Raw genomic sequence first — 20680 nt, forward strand, 5'->3', positions numbered from 1 at the left:
AAATAAGTAAAATTGTAACCGCACTTTAGGAACCACAAAAAAATGCTATTAAGCGTACTTTATATTATTGGAATAACTGCCGAAGGAATTACCGGCGCATTAGCCGCTGGACGAGAAAAAATGGATATTTTTGGGGTAATTATTATTGCCTGCGTGACGGCGATTGGCGGCGGTTCGGTACGCGATGTTCTACTTGGGCACTACCCGCTTGGCTGGGTTAAACATCCTGAATATTTCATTATGGTGGCTGGTGCAGCGGTATTAACCGTTTTTATCGCCCCCTTCATCAAACATTTCATGCGCTACTTCCGCACGATTTTCTTGGTGTTAGATGCCTTGGGATTAATCGTGTATTCCATTATCGGTGCGCAGATTGCCATTGATATGGGTTATGGCTTTACCGTGACATCCATTGCTGCAACCGTGACAGGTGCATTTGGTGGTGTGTTGCGTGATTTACTCTGTAACCGCATTCCCCTTGTATTCCAAAAAGAACTTTACGCCAGCGTGTCATTCTTCTCTGCCGCTATGTATATGGCATTACAACACCTTCAAGTAGAACACACGCTTTCAATTTTACTCACGTTATTCAGTGGTTTTGCATTACGCTTACTTGCAGTTCGATTTGGTTGGGGATTACCTGTTTTCGATTTCCAAGAGCAAGAAGAGGAAACAAATGATAAATTACCGAAGAAAACGAAATAGAAATAATGGATAAGATGTAAATTTAGATTTCTCTAATTAAAGAGATAGTATGATGGGTCATAAGATAAAAGCATTTAAAAATTTCTTAAAAACCAAACACATTTTATGTTCTAACACTTTGATTGCACAATGCTAAAACCCCAGACTCACGAACTACTAAGAATTCAAGGCTACAATATCTAATGGAGGTGTTTGGGGCACTATCTGAGCCAAATAACCATCCCCAAGCAAAAACACTTTTGTTGATAATGCAGATATATCATCTATTTTTTCTAAAGCTAAGAATAAATTAGTTTTAAAGATAGGTACTCCATTTATATCGGCTAAAACATAAACTTCTGAAGATTTAAGTTTTTCTTCAACCAATTTAATCAATTTATCAAATTTTAAAGTAACAACACCTTCCTTTAATTTATCTATATTTCCATACTCAAATGGATATTTATAAAAAATATTTAGAACCTCTTTCTCTTCTTCCTCTGTCAGGAGACTAAAATCGTCTGAAAGAGCTTCTATACACTCATCAAATAATGTCATACTAGCCTTTATTTTATTGTTTAAGAAAAATTAACTCTTAAGTTCTTCATCAAGAATAGAATAGAAATATTTATCTTCATTACAAAATTCGAGGAAACGCTCCGCTAAAGATGTGTCATCTGTAAGAGAGATACAGCCATAACCAATATCATCATGTGGATAAAGTGCAATTCCTAACTTAGGATTAATTAAAAAACAAATACCACCACAAACTTTTCCAAAATAAAAAGCAATGACCAACTCACAATACAAGAAGATCTTATTGGAATCAAAATGCATGTTAAATATACTTATTGGAGGTTGTGGCTCATTTTTCAAATCGATTGATTCAAAATAATCTTCATAAACACCAGTATACTCATTTAAGAAATTACTCTTCTTGGCTTCTTCATATAAACTCAAGTATTCTTCTAAATAGCCAGATTGTTTTAATTCATCATCTACCTCTGAATTATCATCATATACTAGAGCACTAATAAGGAAAAAACCGTCCAAATCTTCAGAAAAAAATCTTTCAAGCAATTTAGAAGCTCTTTTTATGTTAGCCGTATCACCTAAATCATTTGCTCCAAAGTAACCCACCCATTTGTTACTTCTCGAAAATCCATTAAAGTCGATATTTCTAAAACATAATGAATTATTTATTGGCAATTTTGATAGTTTTTTCATATTTTATCTCCCAAACTATTCGTCATGTTTTTTCAAAAGTTTTATTGTTGTCTATTTTACAACTGTAAATAGTACTATCTGTAGAACCTGTAAATTTTAAATACTTCCCTACGTCATAAAGTCGGGCAAATCATAACCCATTCACACCGAATTCACAAAATCCTTAAATTTAATCATTTCACCGTGCTCATTTTTACGATAAGCTACACCATATTTTGTTGCAATAACAAGGGATTCGATATGTTAGAACAAATGGGCAAGCAGGCCAAAGATGCAGCCTTTATTTTAGCGCAGTTAAACACCACTGAAAAAAATCATGCACTCAGTATTATTGCGGATCAATTAGAACAACAAGCGGAGCGTATTCTTGCTGCAAACCAAAAAGATATTGAAGTCGCAAAACAAAATGGCTTATCTGAAGCCTTAATTGATCGCCTTTTATTAACCGAAGATCGTCTAAAAGGCATTGCGAATGATGTGCGCCATGTGATTTCGCTCGCCGATCCAGTGGGTAAAATCATTGATGGGTGCACCTTGGATAGCGGATTAAAGATCGAACGAGTTCGTACTCCGCTTGGTGTAATTGGAACCATTTACGAAGCACGTCCCAATGTCACCATTGATGTAGCAAGCCTTTGCTTAAAAACCGGTAATGCCGTGATTTTACGGGGCGGAAAGGAAACACAACATTCCAACCAAATTTTAGTAGAAGTGGTACAAAATGCCCTTGAACAAGCAGGATTACCACGCCATGCAGTCCAAGCCATTACGGATCCGAATCGTGAACTTGTGATGCAACTGCTTAAATTGGATCGCTATGTGGATATGATTATTCCTCGCGGGGGCGCCGGTTTACATGAGCTTTGTAAACAACATTCTACTATTCCGGTGATTGTCGGTGGTGTGGGCGTTTGCCATCTTTTTGTGGAAGAAAGTGCTGACCAAGAAAAAGCCCTTGCAGTGATTGCTAATGCAAAATGCCAACGTCCAAGCACATGTAATACGTTGGAAACGCTTTTAGTTCAACGCTCGATTGCAGAAACCTTCCTACCAAAACTCGCGAAATATTTAGCTGAGAAAAAAGTGAAATTCCATGCAAAATCGACCGCACTTTCTATTCTTCAAGCTGCAAATGTCGATGTGCAAGAAGTGACTGAACAAGCACTACGCCAAGAATGGGGCTCATTGGATCTCAATGTTGTGGTCGTTGAAGATATGGATGCGGCAATTGCTCATATTCGTGAATATGGCACGCAACATTCAGAAAGTATCTTGACGGAAAATCAACGACTAGCCACTCAATTTATCAATCAAGTAGATGCGGCAGCCGTGTATGTTAATGCAAGTACTCGATTCACCGATGGCGGACAATTTGGTTTAGGTGCAGAAGTGGCGGTAAGTACTCAAAAACTTCATGCTCGAGGCCCAATGGGATTAGAAGCCTTAACCAGCTATAAATGGGTTTGTGTTGGCGATTACACTTCTCGCAAATAATCTGTTCCATCCATAAAAAAACCGCACCTTGAAACAATCAAAGTGCGGTTATTTTTTATCTCGTTTTTAGTGTTTACCGAATAATTTCATCGCGGGCAATACAATCGCACAAGCAATCGCGCCTACAATCACACCCACGACTAACGTTGCCACATTACCTAATAAGCCATCTGCTAATTGATAATCAGCGAGCAAATGATGAATGAAATCCACATTATGTACAAAAATACCGCCACCGACTAAGAACATCGCAAGCGTACCGATAAAACTAAGTGAACGCATAAATTTTGGCATAATCACTAAAATTGCATTCCCGATTGACTTCGCCACACCACCTTTTTTGATAAGGTATAAACCGAAATCATCCGCTCTAACAATCAATGCGACCAAGCCATAAACAAAAATAGTAATTCCGATACCGACTATCGAAAGAGAAATGATGCGAGTGAGCAAGCTCGCTTCGGTTAATTCGCCCAATGCAATAATAATAATTTCAGCAGAAAGAATAAAATCCGTACGAATTGCCCCTTTAATTTTAGCGGCTTCATTAAAGGTTGTTTTTTCTTCGTGCTCTTCATGGGCAATAAATTTATGCAGAATTTTCTCTACACCTTCAAAACATAAATATGCCCCACCAATCATCAGAAGTGGCACGATCAACCAAGGTAAAAATGCAGAAAGCAGTAAAGCAATTGGAATTAAAATGACTTTATTGACTAACGATCCTTTGGTTACTGCCCAAACAATGGGTAATTCACGCTCGGAAGATGCCCCTGTTACCTGATTAGCATTTAAGGCTAAGTCATCACCTACTACACCAACGGTTTTCTTGGCTGCTATTTTGGTCATCAAGGCGACATCATCAAGAATCGATGCAATGTCATCAATAAGAGTAAAAAGAGAGCTAAACGCCATATTTTTCCTTTATAAAGTTAAAATTTAGAGAAATGAGTTTTAGACTGGTCGAATGCTTTCAACATCCAACTTCGCATCAAACTCTTTTTGTAATAAAAGCAGTTTTTTATCTTGCTGTAAATCCGTACGTGCCTGTTCACGCAACTCCTGATAAACTTTTTTGCGGTAATCCATCGGGGTTAAAACAGCGGAATCTTCAACAAAAATCGACAATTTGACTGGTTTTTCATATAAACGTTCAAGATGATCCACTAAATTTTTAACATTTCGATCTTGTTTTAAATGGGCTTTTTCAGAATGAAGCCCGAGTTGAAGCTCATCTTCGGTTTGCGACTTAATAAAGCAATTTAATGCCAACTCTTTTGAGAAACCAGTCACGCCAGAGCGTTCAACGATATCCGTCCAAGGATCTTGTTTTTGCGTAATTTGAATAATTTTCTCACGCAATTCTGGTGTCACATCTTTTAAAATCGCCTGTTTGATATCAGAAGGTCGCACACCGCTATCCACTTTAGCTAAATCCGGATTACTCCACTCCCAACGGTAAGTTTCCGCATCCAGAATTTCCTGCTCTTCCGCATCCATTTCAGCATTGTCATCAATGGTATTTTCAACTGTCTCAACACTTTGCTTTAACGCTTCTGCTTGTTGAGTAATTGGATTTGACACTGCTGCTTTCGTTTGCGTAGCTTTCGTTTGCGCAGCTTTCGGTGGTGTCATCTCTCGCACAGGAAGTGCGGTCATTTTTGGCGAATTTTTTTGCTCATCTAACGCTTGGAGATGATGCAAGGTTTCTTCTACGGCGGCTTGCTGTTCATCATGATGATGTTGGCGCTCTGATTGCTCAATTTGCGTTAATTGATTCAATGCTTCTAGCGCAGCAAGGCTAGCTAAATTCAATGAAGATGTGGTTTGAGTGGAAACAGGTTGAGAAGGTGAAGAATGCACAACCGCCGATTGAGCCATCGGCTTTTGCGCTTGTGCAGAATAATTTGCTTTGATATTTTGCGACAGCACTGGCATATCTACATAATCAGAAACGGGCTGATTTTCAACCGCACTTTTCTGTGTATTTTGTTCAGGGGATAGCCCGCCTTGTTTAGGCGTTTGTGCTGCCGTAAGGAACTTTGGGTGGAATGCCAATGCCCTCAATAATGTCATTTCTGCGCCAATTCGACGATTTGGTGCGGAGGCCAATTCTTTTCGACCCGATACAATCACTTGATAGAAGAATTGTACGTCTTCCGGTGAAATATGTTTGGCTAGAAAACCAAGATGATCGTTTTCGTCCATAGCATTTTTAGCGAGTAACTGCATTAATGCAATTTGATGTAATTTCTCAGCCGTCTCTGCCAATAATTCATCCCAATCGCCCGCTTTTTCTGCCACCGTTTGGATGGTTTTCATTAAACGCTCACCGTTACCTTGGTGTAAGGCGTAAATGATTTCAATCGGTTGGTCTTCATCTAACAGCCCAAGCATGGTATTCACCACATCGGTGGAAACTTTACCGTTGCCCATGGCAATGGCTTGATCCGTTAAACTTAAGCTATCACGAATACTACCTTGTGCCGCTTTGGCTAATTTATCTAATGCGGGCGCATCAAAAGGAATATTTTCGGCAGTAAGCACGCGATTAAGATGTGCTGAAATTTGCGGTTCATCTAATGCTTTAAGATGAAATTGCATACAACGGGATAAAATCGTAATTGGCAATTTTTGTGGATCCGTTGTAGCCAATAAGAATTTCACATATTCAGGTGGTTCTTCCAAGGTTTTTAACAACGCATTGAAAGAATGGCGGGAAAGCATATGGACTTCATCGATGAGATAGACTTTATAACGCCCCACTACCGGCTTATATTGCACATTGTCTAATAGCTCACGCGTATCTTCTACTTTAGTACGAGAAGCCGCATCGATTTCAATTAAATCAATAAAGTTGCCCGCTTCGATCGCTTTGCAGTTTTCACATTCACCACAAGGATCGGCAGTAATACCATTTACGCAGTTCAAGCCCTTCGCAAATAAACGAGCAATAGAGGTTTTACCCACGCCACGGGTGCCGGAAAATAAATAAGCATGATGCAAACGGTTTTCTTTTAAACCGTTTTCCAAAGCAGTGAGCACATGGCTTTGCCCCACTACTTCAGAAAAGTTTTTTGGTCGCCATTTTCTGGCCAAAACTTGGTAGCTCATCGCATCCCTTTAAAAATTAATGGCCTTCAAAATTTACTAAGGTGTAGCAATCAATGCCTAAATCACGTAAGCGTTTTTCGCCCCCTAATTCTGGCAAATTAATCACAAAAGCAGCATGTTTCACTTCACCACCTAAACGTTGAACTAATTTCACGGTAGCTTCAACTGTTCCACCCGTTGCTAACAAGTCATCAATGATTAACACATTATCACCTTGCGAAATGGCATCAGTGTGCAATTCAAGGGTGTCTTGACCGTATTCTAATTGATAAGACTGTGCAATCACTTCACGAGGTAATTTGCCCGGTTTACGAACTGGGATAAATGGCAAGCCTAATGCTAATGCAACTGGCGCACCAAAAATAAATCCACGAGACTCAGTACCAATTACTTTTGTGAGTCCTTGATCTTTATACTTTTCAACGATCAAATCGATTGTGGCTTTAAAAGCCTCAGGCACTTCAAGTAAGCTCGTGATATCACGGAAAATAATGCCTTCTTTTGGATGATTTGGGATAGATTTGATAGAAGATTTGATTAATTCAAGTTGTTTGTTCATAAATAATTGCTCAAAAAAGAGTAAGAAAAAATCCTGTTTTTAGGCTCGCATTCTAGCATATAAAAATGCAAAAGTGCGGTGAATTTTGACCGCACTTTTGTAAATAAAATGAATTAATCTGGGTAAATATCTTCCCCGTCTTTTCGAGTACGAAGAAGCTGTAAAATCCAGACATATTGTTCGGGTGTTGGCGTGACGAAATACTCTATTTCTTCGTTCATCGCACGGGCCGATTGCTCAGGATCGTCGCTTAATTGCATCGGTGGGCGAATTTCCATTTCATATTTCCCACTCTTGGCGTTATAGCGAGGGAACATTGGAATAACCACCGCTTTCGCTAATTTTGCCATTTTGTTTAACCCAGGAAGCGTTGCCTTATAAGTAGCAAAGAAATCCACAAAGACACTTTGCTCAGCACCAAAATCTTCATCAGGAAGATAATAGCCCATTTGACCTTGTTTGATATGTGCTAAAAATGGCTTAATACCATTTTGGCGAGCATGCATTTTGCCACCAAAACGTTGACGCGCTAAAGTCCATAACCAATCCACCAACGGATTTCGGTGCGGGTTATACATTGACGTCATCGGCATGCCGTGTGTATGCAAAATAATGCCTGAGGCATCTATCGCCCAACCATGTGGCACCATCAAAATGATGTTATGCCCTTCTTCTTTGGCTTGTTTGATATGCTCAAGACCAATGAATTCACTGCGTTTTTGTAAATGTTTTTTAGAACGAATGGCAATTTCACCAATACCAAGCATGACTTGTGCGACCGTCACAAACATCTCTTCAATCACTTTATCACGCTGCTCAGCCGTCCAATCTGGGAAACAGAGTTTCAAATTAATCTCGGCACGAATACGTGGTTTACCGATTTTTTTCGTCAGCGCACGAGCCAGTTTCTCGGCCATTTTATCACGTAAACGAAATGGTACAAAAGCCAATAACAAAAGCACAAAAATACCGAGCCAAATGCCCCAATTTTTAGGGTGCAAATATGACCATGAAAAATGCGGTTCATAGCCTGTTCGAGCCGTAATACGTAATTTTTTTTGAGAATCTGTCATAATCAATCATTAAAAATGAAACCAACCTTGATCATACGCCATTTTTATCGTCATGATAAATGACACTATCACCACCATCGGTCTAATCAGTTGTTTGCCTTTTGCCATCACCATTTTAGCTCCTAAATTGGCACCTATCAGGCTTCCTGCCATCATCACTAAACCGACAGTCCAAATCACATGACCACCAATTAGGAAAAAAATTAATGAGGCTAAATTTGAGGTTAAATTCATCACTTTCGCATGGGCGGTCGCTTTGGTTAAGTTAAATCCAAGTAGTGTCACACAAGCTAGGTTCATTAATGAACCCGTCCCTGGCCCGAAAAAGCCGTCATAAAAACCCAGTAATGAACCAAAACATAACGCAAAAACAGCGTAAGAAATTCGTTGTTTACGATCACTTTCGCCCAATTTAGGCGTAAATAAAAAGTATAGACCTATCGCTAAAATGAGAAATGGAAGCCCTTTTTTAATTAATGACGCATCTAAACTTTGAATAAGCAAGGTACCAATCACCGAGCCGATAAAAATCACCAGTAAGATGAAAGAAAACTCCGATAAATTGACTGCTCTTTTACGCAAAAAGTAAATACTTGCCGACAACGCACCGCCAAATGCTTGTAATTTATTTGTGCCTAATGCCATTGCTGGTGGCATACCTGTCATTAATAAGGCAGGGATTGTAATTAAGCCTCCGCCACCCGCTATCGCATCAATAAATGCGGCAATAAAGGCAGCAGCAAAAAGCATGGCTAATATATCAATCCCCAACTCCATGATTTAACTCCTACTCTAACCATTCGCTACTATTTGGCGAACTCAACACTTGTTGGCACAAGAACGGTTCTGGCGGTGTCACTTTTGGTTTAGAAGAGCCTGAACCTGGTTTTGCGGGTTCAAACCAAGAATAAAGTTCATCACCACATCCATCACCTGCTGGTACCGGTGCTTGATCTTCACAATAAGCGGCATCTTTCGGACAAGCAATACGCACGTGGAAATGCGAATCATGTCCAAACCATGGACGAATTTTGTGTAACCAAGCCCGATCATCTCCTGCAGTTTGACAAAGTTTTAATTTAATCGCGGGGTTCACAAAAATACGGGTGACTTTTGGATCTTGCGCAGCCAATTTAATTAGCGTTGCATGATTGTTATTCCACACATTTTCATCAACACGTTGTGTTTGACGGTTCACCACAAGCAAGCCTTTTCCATCAGAATTTAACGCTTCACTGTCTGTCATGGTGCCCATACGCAACCAAATATCCGCATCTAATCCCATTTGATGGCTTGCATGCCCTGTTAAAAAGCGACCGCCACCAGGCATAGCAATATCTCCCACTAACATCGTTGGTAAGCCTGCTGACTTCGCTTTTTGTCCAAGACGCTGTAAGTAAGCAATCATATCCGGATGACCATAATAGCGATTTTTATTCATACGAATGACTTGGTACCCCTCACCTTTATAAGGCAATGGCTCCGCGCCGATAATACAACCATTCGAATAGCTACCAATAGGATTCGCTTTACCGTCTGTTGCTGGAATTGGACGTTTAATTCGTTGCCAGTCTTGTGGCGAGGCCGTTGTTTGTAGCGAGAAAAAAACACTCCCTAAAACAACCGCACTTGAAAGTAATTTTGCTAAAGATTTATTCATAAGATTTCCTAAACGAATGACCTTATCTTCAATAAAAGAAAAAATAAGCTTAATTTAAAAGAGTTATCTGCATTGCGCCTTAAAACGCAATAAATGGTCGAGTAACACAATCGCGACCATTGCCTCTGCGATGGGTACTGCTCGAATACCGACACAAGGATCATGACGGCCTTTTGTCACGACTTCAACGGGCTCACCTTCTAAATTAATCGAGCGTCCAGGAATGGTAATACTGGATGTCGGTTTTAGTGCAATGGTCGCAATAATTGGCTGACCAGAGCTAATGCCCCCTAAAATACCGCCAGCATGGTTGCTTTCAAAACCATTTGGTGTCATTTCATCACGATGTTCACTTCCACGCTGTTCAACCACGGCAAAACCATCGCCAATTTCTACACCTTTAACGGCATTAATTCCCATTAACGCATGGGCTAAATCGGCATCAAGTCTATCAAAAACAGGCTCACCTAAACCAACAGGGACATTCTCTGCAATCACCGTTAGTTTGGCACCAATCGAATCGCCTTCTTTTTTCAATTCACGGATTAATTTATCAAATTTTTCAACCGCACTTTCATCCGGACAGAAAAATGGATTACTACTCACTTTATCCCAATCAATTTTGCCGACAGTTTGAGGCGCAATCTTCACTTCGCCGATTTGGCTTAAAAAACCACGCACTTCAATGCCAAACTGCTCACGTAAATATTTCTTCGCAATCGCACCCGCAGCAACACGCATGGCGGTTTCTCGTGCAGAAGAACGACCACCACCGCGATAATCACGAATACCGTATTTTTGTTGATAGGTAAAATCTGCATGCCCTGGACGGAAACGATCTTTGATATCGCCATAATCTTGTGAACGTTGATCACCATTTTTAATGATCATTCCAATGCTGGTACCCGTTGTTTTACCCTCAAATACCCCTGATAAAATCTGCACTTCATCGTCTTCACGACGCGGTGTGGTATAGCGTGATGTACCCGGTTTACGACGATCTAAATCAGGTTGAATATCGGCTTCCGATAATTCAAGATTCGGCGGTACGCCATCTACGATACAGCCTAATGCAATACCGTGAGACTCTCCAAAGGTCGTCACACGAAAAAGTTGTCCGATAGTATTCCCTGCCATATTTTCTCTCTTTAATTAATGATTTTTGGCTAATTTCGCCACATCAATAAATGGAATTTCTTCGCCAGTATCTTTATTCTTAATAAAGATATCTAATTGATTGAATGCAATATCAATATTATTTTCTGCAAATAACTCATTCACACGGCGATTGAGTGCATCAAGCGTATCATTTCGCTCAGACACTTGCCCAACATAAACACGTAGTTCGTGATCTAAGGTACTCGCACCAAAGGTTAAAAATAGCGCTCTTGGTTCTGGATCTTTTAAGATGTTTGGTTGCTCATTTGCAGCTTGTAATAATAAACGTTTCACCAGTTCTAAATCTGATCCATAAGCCACGCCAACTGACACCACTAAACGAGTAACGGTATTAGATAATGCCCAGTTAGTCACTTGTCCAGTAACAAAAGATTTATTTGGCACAATTACTTCTTTTCGATCCGGATCAATCATGGTAATAGCGCGAATACGGATTTTTGCCACCGTACCCGTTACATCATTGATGGTTACGGTATCGCCCACACGAATTGGACGTTCAAATAATAAAATGATACCGGAAACAAAGTTCGCAAAAATTTCCTGCATACCAAAACCGAGACCAACGGAAAGAGCGGCAAATAACCACTGTAATTTAGACCATGACATTCCGAGCGTTGAAAATGCCCATGCGCCACCCACTGCAACCAAGATATAGGTTAATAATGTTGTAATGGTATAAGGCGTACCTTGCGAAAGTTTCACTCGCGAGAAGAGCAATATTTCTAAAATACCTTGAATGTTACGCACTAAAATATAGGTAATCACAACAATGATTAACGCAACAATCAAGTTAAAGAGTGAAATCGTTTCTGTCACCACGCCTGCTTCAGTCGTTGAGGTTTGTTGCCACAAAGTAATATCACGCAAATAACTTACAACTGTAACTAAATCTGACCATACATAATAGAAGATGGCAAAAAGTGCGGTCCAAATAAAGAGATCGGCAAAGCGTAGTAACTGGCTACGTACTTCATTTAAGGCTAATCCCTCTTCTTGTTCGGTAATCACGACCACATCATCAGAGGCTGAAGCATCATTTGAATCCGGTTGTTTTTGCTGGCGTTTCTCTTGTAAACGACGATAAGCTAAACGTCTTGATGCTACTGTGACACCACGATAAATTGTATGACGCACCAACGACCACACAACCCATGCAATATAAGTATTAATAATATGTGTAATTAAATTTAAGGCGGTGTAGTAATACCCTAAAGCAATTAACGCAATTAAAACAACAGGTACCAATTGCAATAAGATTCGCACGATCTTGAAAATGGTTCTATCACGCTTATCTGTTGTCGTTGAACTCAAGGATTTTTCTGTACGAACAAAACGTGGTGCAATAATCACAATACAGAAAAGCAAAGCAACAATCGTATTAATTTCGCCGAGGATGTCATTGGCTAAGCCGGTATCCATGACATTACTGAAAATTGATGTATTTAGTAATAACACAACAGAAACAATAATACGTTTCGTGACATCTTGTAGGCTAGCTGCACTCTCTTTAGCAAAACCAAAGTGGCGCACTAAAATACCATTCGGACGAAGAATAGCTAAAATAAAGCTAAAGAACCACCAATAGCCCGCCATACTGAGCGACCACTCCCAAAACTCTTGTGGATTTTTCACGAAGAAAAAGCCTAAAAGTTGGCAAGCCGCTAAGAACCAAAGGGTACCTGATAAAGATAAAAGTGCAGTATAAAATAACGCAAGTGGTGTATGCCATTGGCTATCCGAACGAAGCGTATTTATTTCGCCATTAATCACGCTCAAACGTTGTTTAATCGATTCTTTAAATTTGAAAATCAACCCACCAATCACAAACAAAATAAAGACATAAGTGAGTAAATACGGCAAATTATCAAAGTTTGTTGGGAAGCCGATTTTCTTTCCAATACCATCAAGTTGTGCCTTGAGTGACATTGGCAGTTTTTTGATCCAATCTAAATTAATTGGATTATTACTTTTTACCCAGAAACTTTGTTGATCGAGTTTAGACTGAATTTGATCACTGATTTGAGTAATCTGTTGTTGGGTTAACTCTAAGGAAATCGCCAAATTTAACTGATTATTCAATGACTTAATCAAATCAGAAGCCACTTTTCGACGTTCTGTCAATAAATTCGTTAATTGTGCTTTTTCCGCCGGTGTAAACGATTTGTTTTCATCCTGCTCTATTTTACTGATGTAGGCATCAATATCATAAAGCTCATTACGTTTTTGCGTGATATCAAAGATCTGTACACGTAAATCTGCAATTTGTTTTGAAAGACCTTGAATATTTAAATTGGTCGGTAATTTTTGTTTTTGTTGCTGAATAATGCGAGAAAGTACCAACGTGCCTTGTAACGCACTGATTTGCTCATCAATGGTACGTTGTGTCTGCGTTAAGTTATCCAAGACATTTCGCATGCGTAGTTCATCTTGCGTTAATGTATTGGTTTTCTCTGTTTGCTCAAGTAAATATTGGCTAAGTTGCGAATTTAAATCTAACTCTTTCTGGATCAGCGGATTTTGCTCAATGCTTTGGCTTTGTTGCTGTGCTTGCTCAACTTGGTTTTGTGTTTTAGCCAAATTCTTTTGATTAATCGCTTCTTGAATGGCTGCAATTTGTTGCTGCAATGCTTGAACACGAGTATTTAATAGTTCATATCGGCTTTGATAAAGCACTGTCAATTGATCGCTATTTTTTAATAGCACTTGATTATAGATATTTTTTAGCTCAATCAGTTGCAATTCCAGCTGAATTTGTTGTTTTAACAGTGCACTTGTCGTTGGATCAGCTAATTTCTGATTCAATTCTTGCGTACGTTTAACATTGTCTGTTAAGGCTGTTTGAGCACGTTCAGACACTGAGCTCTGCCCTGCTAGTTGTGTATTCACCGCACTTAAGGCAGATTGCGCATCTTGTTGTTGATTAGTCAGTTTCTCAACCTGAGCCTGTAGATTGGCTAAACTTTGTGAAGCATAATCGGTGTTACTTGGCGTACTTAGCTGTTTTTTAAGATTTTGAAGATCAGCACTATTCTTCTGAATTTCAGAATCTGCATCAATAAGCGTATCTTGCAAATCGTTATTATTTTTTTGCTGTGTTTGAATTTGTTGCAAGAAATCAAGCGAAGCCTGGATTGTCGCGACGTTATTTGTTTTTTCATCACCATCTGGTAATTTTTGTGCCTCGGCTAATTCACTTTTTAGTGTTTTTTCCGTCGGTAAATCCGCATTATTATTCTCTGCCCAAACAGGCTGAGAAAGCGCCAGAGTAAAAACAAATGAAAGACCAAGTGCGGTCAAAACACGAGAGATTTTTTTCATTAAACTAACTTTCCTATTGTTGCGACAGCCAATCGGCGAGTGCTTTGCGAGAAATCTTTATTGCCCCTTGGATTAAATCCTGCGGGAGTTCATAGTAGGCAACGGGTTGCTTAAATCGTTCCAATCGCCCTTGTAAAAAAACGTTGAGAGATTCAACCGCACTTTCATTAAAGGATGTATGAAATTCAACAATCGCGACAGGACGATGGCCAAATTCCTCATCATATTTAGGCAAAACAAAGACTTGCTTCACTAAATCTGATTGTGCAATCACTTTTTCAATTTCTTCCGGCTGAATATTTTCTCCGCCAGAAATAAACATATTATCCAATCGGCCTTGAATGACTAATTCGTTATCGAACCATTGACCTTTATCTTTGGTTTCGAACCAACCTTCAGCATTAGTAAGCGGATCAACACACCCATTACGCCAATATCCCATGGCAAGTCCCGCACCTTTTAGCCAAACTTCTTCATTCACTAACTTGAACTCTCGACCAAGCAAAGGCTGCCCCACACCGATTTTTCCATCCGATTGTTTAGCGAATGCAGTAGAAGCCATTTCGGTCATACCATAACCTGAATAACTTCGAATCCCTAATTCACTTAACGCTTGGGTTAATTTTACGGGGATTTGTGTACCACCTAATAATACCGCTTGAGTTTGGATAGGTTGTGGATGTTCGACCAAATAATCAAACCAACGTTGTAATTGCGTTGGCACGAGAGAAACATGAGAAACCTCACCAATAGATTGATAAAAATCTTCTTTCGGTAAAACTAAAGTGGCACCTGCGTAAAGCCAGCGCCACACAATACCTTGTCCGGAAACATGATAAAGCGGCAAAGAAAGTAGCCATGATTGATCTTTACCAAAATTCATTAAGGCAAAAACGCCTTCCGCATTAGCTAAATGAGCAGACACATTATGCACCACCGCTTTAGGCAAACCAGTCGAGCCCGATGTTAATGTCATCGTTGCCGCTTTTGTAAAGTCAGCGTTATGTTCGGGTAATGCTTTAATAGCTAAATAATGAATATCTTCGGTTTGATAACAAAAATCCACCCCATACACTTGGCACAATTCTTCTCTTTTTTCTTGAGGAAATGCAGGGTTGATACCTAAAATTTTTGCGCCTAGCTGAATAACGGCTAAATAAAGAAATAAGATCTGTTCTGAATTTTTACCACAAAACGCAACCGCACTTTGCGCTGTCACACCTTGTTGTAAAAGAAAGGCTTCTACCTGATTAATTTTCTCAGCAAGTTCTGCCCAAGTAAAAGGATCGCCCTGCGAATTTCGCAACGCGACCTGATTTGCATACGCTGAATTTTGGGCAAATGCTTGCCAAGGGAATTTTTGCATTGACTTAGTTGCTAACGAAATAAGGGCGAACTTCGTCGATTAAATATTCCGGCAAATGCATAGACTGCATCGCCCCTTCTAACATCAACATTTTACGGCCACTATTGGTATTGGTAATCACCCAATATGGTGTATCTGGAATTTGTTTTGGTTTAGTATGATTACCTGCCACAAGCAACGTCCCTTCATCACGAGCAAAATACACGCGAGTACGGCCTTGCAAGCTTTCGGTTGCCTGTGCAAAGCTTTCTGGATTGGTACGATAAAGCGTACGTAATATACTTAAAAAACGCACAACCGCTTTTGGCTCGTCTTTAAATTCAGTAGAATTCAAGAGTGCACGCACTTTATCAACAATGTGATTGATGGCTTCATCCGATTGTTTTTTCACTGCTTTTGGCGGTTCGACAGGTTCAACTTTTGGTTGAGATGCTTCGGTTGTTTTTTCCGTTAAAACAGGCTCAGAATGCACCGCACTTTTTGGCGTTTCATCTGATGCCAATGATTCAAAGAAATCAACCGAGCTTGTTGCGTGAGTGGGTAAATTCAACAAACGGCGAAGAATATCAGACGCACTTTCTCCAATAGATTGAGTTTGTGCCGCAATGTATTGATATAATTCTTCATCGACTTCAATTATCTTCATTTTTTTCTCTCCGTTTGCTAAAATTTTCGTCCATTATAACGATTTCTAACCAAATTCTCACGCAAAATATATGTCATCTTCCCAATTATTAAACCATCAATTTCACCAAGCAAAACAATCAATTAATTCGCCTACTTTAGTTTTCATTCATGGCTTGTTTGGGGATATGAATAATCTTGGCGTCATCGCGCGTGCATTTAGCGATCACTATAATATTTTGCGCGTAGATTTACGCAATCATGGGCATAGTTTTCATTCAGAAACAATGAATTACGATGTCATGGCGGATGATGTATGGCAACTTATCGATCACCTTCAATTAGATAAGGTTATTTTAATTGGTCATTCAATGGGCGGAAAAACGGCCATGAAAATGACCGCTCTTCAACCACAGCGCGTGGGAAAATTGGTCGTCATTGATATTGCCCCAGTCGCAAATAGCAGTGCTGGACATGATGATGTGTTCCGTGGTTTATTTGCCGTGAAAAAAGCGCAGCCACAAACGCGTCAACAAGCTAAGCCTATTTTAGAAACTGAAATTGCCGATCCGAGTGTGGTGCAATTTATGCTGAAATCTTTTGAACCGTCTTCAAGCGAATATTTTCGTTTCAATTTGACCGCACTTTTTGAACATTATGCGGAGCTAATGGATTGGCAAGAGGTCTTCGCTAATACGCCTACACTCTTCATCAAAGGTGGCCTTTCATCTTATATTAAACCTGAATATACCGAAACCATTCTAAAACAATTCCCGAATGCGACCTCCTTTACAATCAATGGTTGTGGGCACTGGGTTCATGCCGAAAAACCTGATTTTGTGATACGTGCTATTGATAGGTTTCTAAATAAGAATTAATCGCTTTAAATGAGAATTATTCTATTCAAATGAGAATTCATTTATGTTATAGTTCGCACAAATTGTGGGGCTTTGATCCCTCATCTTTTTTTCTACTCACCTAATTTTATTTCAAAAGGAAAGAACAATGGCAGTTGTCGGTTTATTTTACGGTAGTGACACAGGTAATACAGAAAACATTGCAAAAATGATTCAAAAGCAATTAGGCAACGAACTCGTTGATATTCGTGACATTGCAAAAAGCTCTAAAGAAGATATCGAAGGTTATGATTTTTTACTTTTCGGTATTCCAACTTGGTATTACGGTGAAGCACAAGCTGACTGGGATGATTTCTTCCCAACCTTAGAAGAAATTGATTTTACTGACAAATTAGTCGGTATCTTTGGCTGTGGCGATCAGGAAGACTACGCCGATTATTTCTGTGATGCGATCGGCACAGTACGAGATATTGTTGAACCACGCGGTGCGATTATTGTAGGGAACTGGCCAACGGATGGTTATACCTTTGAATCCTCAAAGGCATTGTTAGATGATGGAAACTTTATCGGTTTATGTATTGATGAAGATCGTCAACCTGAACTTACTGCAGAACGCGTAGAGAAATGGACAAAACAAATCTACGATGAAATGTGTTTAGCAGAATTAGCTTAACCATCTCTAATTTAGCAAATTTAAGGGAACATTATGTCTGAAGAAAACATCAAATTACTCAAAAAAGCTGGATTAAAAATTACTGAACCTCGGCTCACTATCCTTGCATTAATGCAAGAGCATAAACATGAACATTTCTCAGCTGAAGAAGTATATAAAATCTTGTTAGAGCAAGGCAGTGATATTGGCCTTGCAACTGTATATCGCGTGCTTAACCAATTTGATGAAGCGCATATCTTGATTCGCCATAATTTTGAAGGCAACAAATCTGTTTTTGAGCTTGCTCCAACAGAACACCACGATCACATTATCTGTGAAGATTGTGGCAAAGTATTTGAGTTTACTGATAACATTATTGAACAACGTCAAAAAGAAATCAGTGAACAACATGGCATCAAATTAAAAGCACACAGTTTATATCTCTACGGCAAATGTAGCGATATCAACAAATGTGAAGAGAAAAAATAATGCTTGCTAAAAAGCAAAAACCTTAGGTTAAAACCTAAGGTTTTTTTATTATGTCTACTAAAAGTCCGGTCAAAATCGACCGCACTTCTTATATTTAAAGGAGAAAATTATTTTTTACCTAATTGCGGTAAAACTGAATCTTTCCCTGCAGTTAATAGACCTACTTGAGAGTAAATACTTAATTTGCCGCGTGTATCTGCTACGTCTAAGTTACGCATGGTTAATTGGCCAATACGATCAATTGGATTAAATGGTGCATTTTCCACTTTTTCCATACTTAAACGTTCTGCCGCATAAGTTAAGTTTGGTGATTCAGTATTTAAGATGGAATAGTCATTACCACGACGAAGTTCTAATGTCACTTCCCCTGTAATCGCACGAGCAACCCAACGTTGTGCAGTTTCACGTAACATCAATGCTTGTGGATCAAACCAACGACCTTGGTATAACAAACGGCCTAAACGTAAACCATTGATACGATATTGTTCAATAGTATCTTCATTGTGAATACCGGTGACTAAACGCTCATAAGCAATGTGGAATAATGCCATTCCCGGTGCTTCATAAATACCACGTGATTTTGCTTCAATAATACGGTTTTCAATTTGGTCTGACATACCTAAACCATGACGACCACCAATACGATTTGCTTCTAAGAAAAGCTCTACTACGTTATCAAATGTTTTGCCATTTAATGCAACCGGTACACCTTCTTCAAAACGAACAGTAACCACTTCTGGTTTCACTTGAACATTTTCATCCCAGAATGCCACCCCCATAATTGGCTTTACAATTTTAATACCAGTGCTTAATTCTTCTAAATCTTTCGCTTCGTGTGTCGCACCTAACATATTAGAGTCAGTTGAATACGCTTTTTCTACTGACATTTTGTAGTCAAAACCATTTGCGATTAAGAATTGTGACATTTCAAAGCGACCGCCCAACTCATCGATGAATTGTTGATCTAGCCATGGTTTGTAAATTTTTAAATTTGGGTTGGTTAATAAACCATAACGATAAAAACGTTCAATATCATTACCTTTAAAAGTTGAGCCATCCCCCCAGATATTCACATCATCCTCTTTCATCGTTGCAACAAGCATGGTTCCTGTTACCGCACGACCAAGTGGTGTGGTGTTAAAATAGGTTGCACCTCCAGTTGTAATATGGAATGCACCACATTGAACAGCAACAATCCCTTCATAAGCTAACTGCGCACGACAATCAATTAAGCGTGCATTTTCCGCACCATATTCCATCGCTTTTTTCGGAATAGCTTCGTAATCATCTTCATCTGGCTGGCCTAAGTTTGCAGTATAAGCATAAGGCACCGCACCTTTTTGGCGCATCCAAAGTAATGCTGCACTGGTATCTAGCCCGCCAGAAAAGGCAATGCCCACTTTTTGGCCTTTAGGTAAATGTTGCAGAATCGTATTTGACATATTTTATTTCCTTCATTGTGGTTATGGTGAGTGAGTCTTTAAAAAGTGCGGTCAAAAATCACTGCGCTTTTCTAACATATCATCGGGATTTGGATAACGATAAGCGAAGCCTAAATCTCGACAAATTTTATCTGCCATAATGATTCGTTTCGGATCCGAATCACTACACTCAAATTGTGGTATGGATAAATCATAAAATACCGCTGCTTTTGTGTAATATTCTGCTCGAGTAGGATGAATTGGCGCGCAAAGATGGTAAGTTCGCAATCCATTTGGATTCATGAGTAAGACTGTAATAGCTTGAATGCAATCCTCAAGGTGCACCAAATTAACAGGCGAATTGCCCTGTTTTAAATTGCGTTTTCCTGCTAAGAATTTAACCGGATGGCGTTGTTTACCAATTAATCCTGCAAGTCGAAGAACATCACAATGAGATACTTCTGATTGGAATAAACACTGCTCGGCTTGTATCAGTGTTTTACCCATTTCTGTTTCAGCTAAAAGTTGAGCACTTTCATCAAATTGCCCCCAAATATTAGGAAAAACAGAAGTTGAACTGGTAAAAAGTATATGTTGTACACCTTGTTTCTTGGCTTGATTAGTTAAAAAAGCAAGATATTCACAATACTGTTGAGGAGAAAAACTGCTAGGTGGTAGGGTGAGAATGAGAGCATCTACATTAAAAAGAGGGCGAATATGGTCTGGTAAACGTTTCATTTCGTCAGAAAGCGAAAAAGGATAAGTTTCAATACCTAGCTGATGCAATTTCTGAGCATCATCAGGGGATTGTTTTGAGCCTTTTACACACCAACCAAGTTCTTTTAAGTGCAGCGCCAGCGGTAAGCCTAACCAACCTAAACCAACTATCGCAACAGATTTCATACTCTTTTATTCACAATATTTTATCCATAAAAATCCCTGCTATTCTAAAGCATAGCAGGG

At 39.3% G+C, this 20680-nt stretch carries 19 protein-coding genes; 5 read left to right on the forward strand and 14 right to left on the reverse strand.

Annotated features, from left to right (window positions below; translation table 11 throughout):
• Positions 1-42: 42 nt before the first annotated feature.
• Positions 43-705, forward strand: a complete 663-nt coding sequence (locus AC979_RS09625; protein ID WP_049370286.1) for a trimeric intracellular cation channel family protein — start codon at positions 43-45, stop codon at positions 703-705.
• Positions 706-861: 156 nt separating this feature from the next.
• Here the strand turns inward: AC979_RS09625 and AC979_RS09630 are convergent, their stop codons facing one another.
• Entirely contained in the window at positions 862-1242 is a 381-nt protein-coding gene (locus tag AC979_RS09630) for a hypothetical protein (RefSeq protein WP_049374000.1), read from the reverse strand.
• Positions 1243-1272: 30 nt separating this feature from the next.
• Positions 1273-1911 (reverse strand): hypothetical protein, encoded by a 639-nt coding sequence (locus AC979_RS09635; RefSeq protein WP_049374001.1) that lies wholly within the window; start codon positions 1909-1911, stop codon positions 1273-1275.
• A gap of 240 nt (positions 1912-2151) precedes the next feature.
• On the opposite strand from AC979_RS09635, the gene proA reads away from it, so the two are divergent.
• Entirely contained in the window at positions 2152-3405 is a 1254-nt protein-coding gene (gene proA / locus AC979_RS09640; protein WP_049374002.1) for a glutamate-5-semialdehyde dehydrogenase, read from the forward strand.
• Positions 3406-3471: 66 nt separating this feature from the next.
• Here the strand turns inward: proA and AC979_RS09645 are convergent, their stop codons facing one another.
• The 10 genes from AC979_RS09645 to seqA form a co-directional block, all read right to left on the reverse strand.
• Entirely contained in the window at positions 3472-4320 is an 849-nt protein-coding gene (locus tag AC979_RS09645; protein WP_049374003.1) for a DUF808 domain-containing protein, read from the reverse strand.
• Positions 4321-4359: 39 nt separating this feature from the next.
• Positions 4360-6519 carry a DNA polymerase III subunit gamma/tau gene (gene dnaX, locus AC979_RS09650; protein ID WP_049374004.1) on the reverse strand — a complete coding sequence of 720 codons (2160 nt, stop codon included), beginning with the start codon at positions 6517-6519 and terminating at the stop codon, positions 4360-4362.
• Positions 6520-6535: 16 nt separating this feature from the next.
• Positions 6536-7078, reverse strand: a complete 543-nt coding sequence (gene apt / locus AC979_RS09655) for an adenine phosphoribosyltransferase (RefSeq protein WP_049374005.1) — start codon at positions 7076-7078, stop codon at positions 6536-6538.
• A 113-nt stretch (positions 7079-7191) separates the two neighbouring features.
• Positions 7192-8151 (reverse strand): lauroyl-Kdo(2)-lipid IV(A) myristoyltransferase, encoded by a 960-nt coding sequence (gene lpxM / locus AC979_RS09660; protein ID WP_049374006.1) that lies wholly within the window; start codon positions 8149-8151, stop codon positions 7192-7194.
• A 9-nt stretch (positions 8152-8160) separates the two neighbouring features.
• Positions 8161-8928 carry a TSUP family transporter gene (locus tag AC979_RS09665; RefSeq protein ID WP_049374007.1) on the reverse strand — a complete coding sequence of 256 codons (768 nt, stop codon included), beginning with the start codon at positions 8926-8928 and terminating at the stop codon, positions 8161-8163.
• Positions 8929-8938: 10 nt separating this feature from the next.
• Positions 8939-9811: a penicillin-insensitive murein endopeptidase gene (gene mepA, locus AC979_RS09670; protein WP_014065622.1), complete on the reverse strand. Its 873-nt coding sequence runs from the start codon at positions 9809-9811 to the stop codon at positions 8939-8941.
• Between the two features lie 63 nt (positions 9812-9874).
• Complete coding sequence (aroC, locus tag AC979_RS09675; RefSeq protein WP_049374008.1) at positions 9875-10948, reverse strand: chorismate synthase; 1074 nt, start codon at positions 10946-10948, stop codon at positions 9875-9877.
• A gap of 15 nt (positions 10949-10963) precedes the next feature.
• The gene (gene mscK, locus AC979_RS09680; protein ID WP_049374009.1) at positions 10964-14308 is read right to left on the reverse strand and encodes a mechanosensitive channel MscK; all 3345 of its coding nucleotides are present in this window, start codon (positions 14306-14308) and stop codon (positions 10964-10966) included.
• Between the two features lie 13 nt (positions 14309-14321).
• The gene (gene menE / locus AC979_RS09685) at positions 14322-15674 is read right to left on the reverse strand and encodes an o-succinylbenzoate--CoA ligase (RefSeq protein ID WP_049374010.1); all 1353 of its coding nucleotides are present in this window, start codon (positions 15672-15674) and stop codon (positions 14322-14324) included.
• Between the two features lie 4 nt (positions 15675-15678).
• Complete coding sequence (seqA, locus tag AC979_RS09690) at positions 15679-16320, reverse strand: replication initiation negative regulator SeqA (protein ID WP_049374011.1); 642 nt, start codon at positions 16318-16320, stop codon at positions 15679-15681.
• Between the two features lie 70 nt (positions 16321-16390).
• On the opposite strand from seqA, the gene AC979_RS09695 reads away from it, so the two are divergent.
• The 3 genes from AC979_RS09695 (at position 16391) to fur (ending at position 18296) form a co-directional block, all read left to right on the forward strand.
• Positions 16391-17176 (forward strand): alpha/beta fold hydrolase, encoded by a 786-nt coding sequence (locus AC979_RS09695; protein ID WP_049374012.1) that lies wholly within the window; start codon positions 16391-16393, stop codon positions 17174-17176.
• A gap of 127 nt (positions 17177-17303) precedes the next feature.
• Entirely contained in the window at positions 17304-17828 is a 525-nt protein-coding gene (fldA, locus tag AC979_RS09700; RefSeq protein WP_049362803.1) for a flavodoxin FldA, read from the forward strand.
• A 33-nt stretch (positions 17829-17861) separates the two neighbouring features.
• Complete coding sequence (gene fur / locus AC979_RS09705) at positions 17862-18296, forward strand: ferric iron uptake transcriptional regulator (RefSeq protein ID WP_049366031.1); 435 nt, start codon at positions 17862-17864, stop codon at positions 18294-18296.
• A gap of 107 nt (positions 18297-18403) precedes the next feature.
• Here fur and argG read toward each other — a convergent pair whose 3' ends face one another.
• Together argG and AC979_RS09715 are read right to left on the reverse strand one after the other, a co-directional pair.
• Entirely contained in the window at positions 18404-19738 is a 1335-nt protein-coding gene (argG, locus tag AC979_RS09710; RefSeq protein ID WP_049374013.1) for an argininosuccinate synthase, read from the reverse strand.
• Between the two features lie 51 nt (positions 19739-19789).
• A complete protein-coding gene (locus AC979_RS09715) occupies positions 19790-20620 on the reverse strand; it encodes an NAD-dependent dehydratase (protein ID WP_049374014.1) in 831 nt (276 codons plus the stop codon).
• Between the last annotated feature and the right edge of the window lie 60 nt (positions 20621-20680).

Origin of the sequence: Parahaemophilus parainfluenzae, from assembly GCF_001053575.1 — a bacterium.
GTDB lineage: Bacteria > Pseudomonadota > Gammaproteobacteria > Enterobacterales > Pasteurellaceae > Haemophilus_D > Haemophilus_D parainfluenzae_S.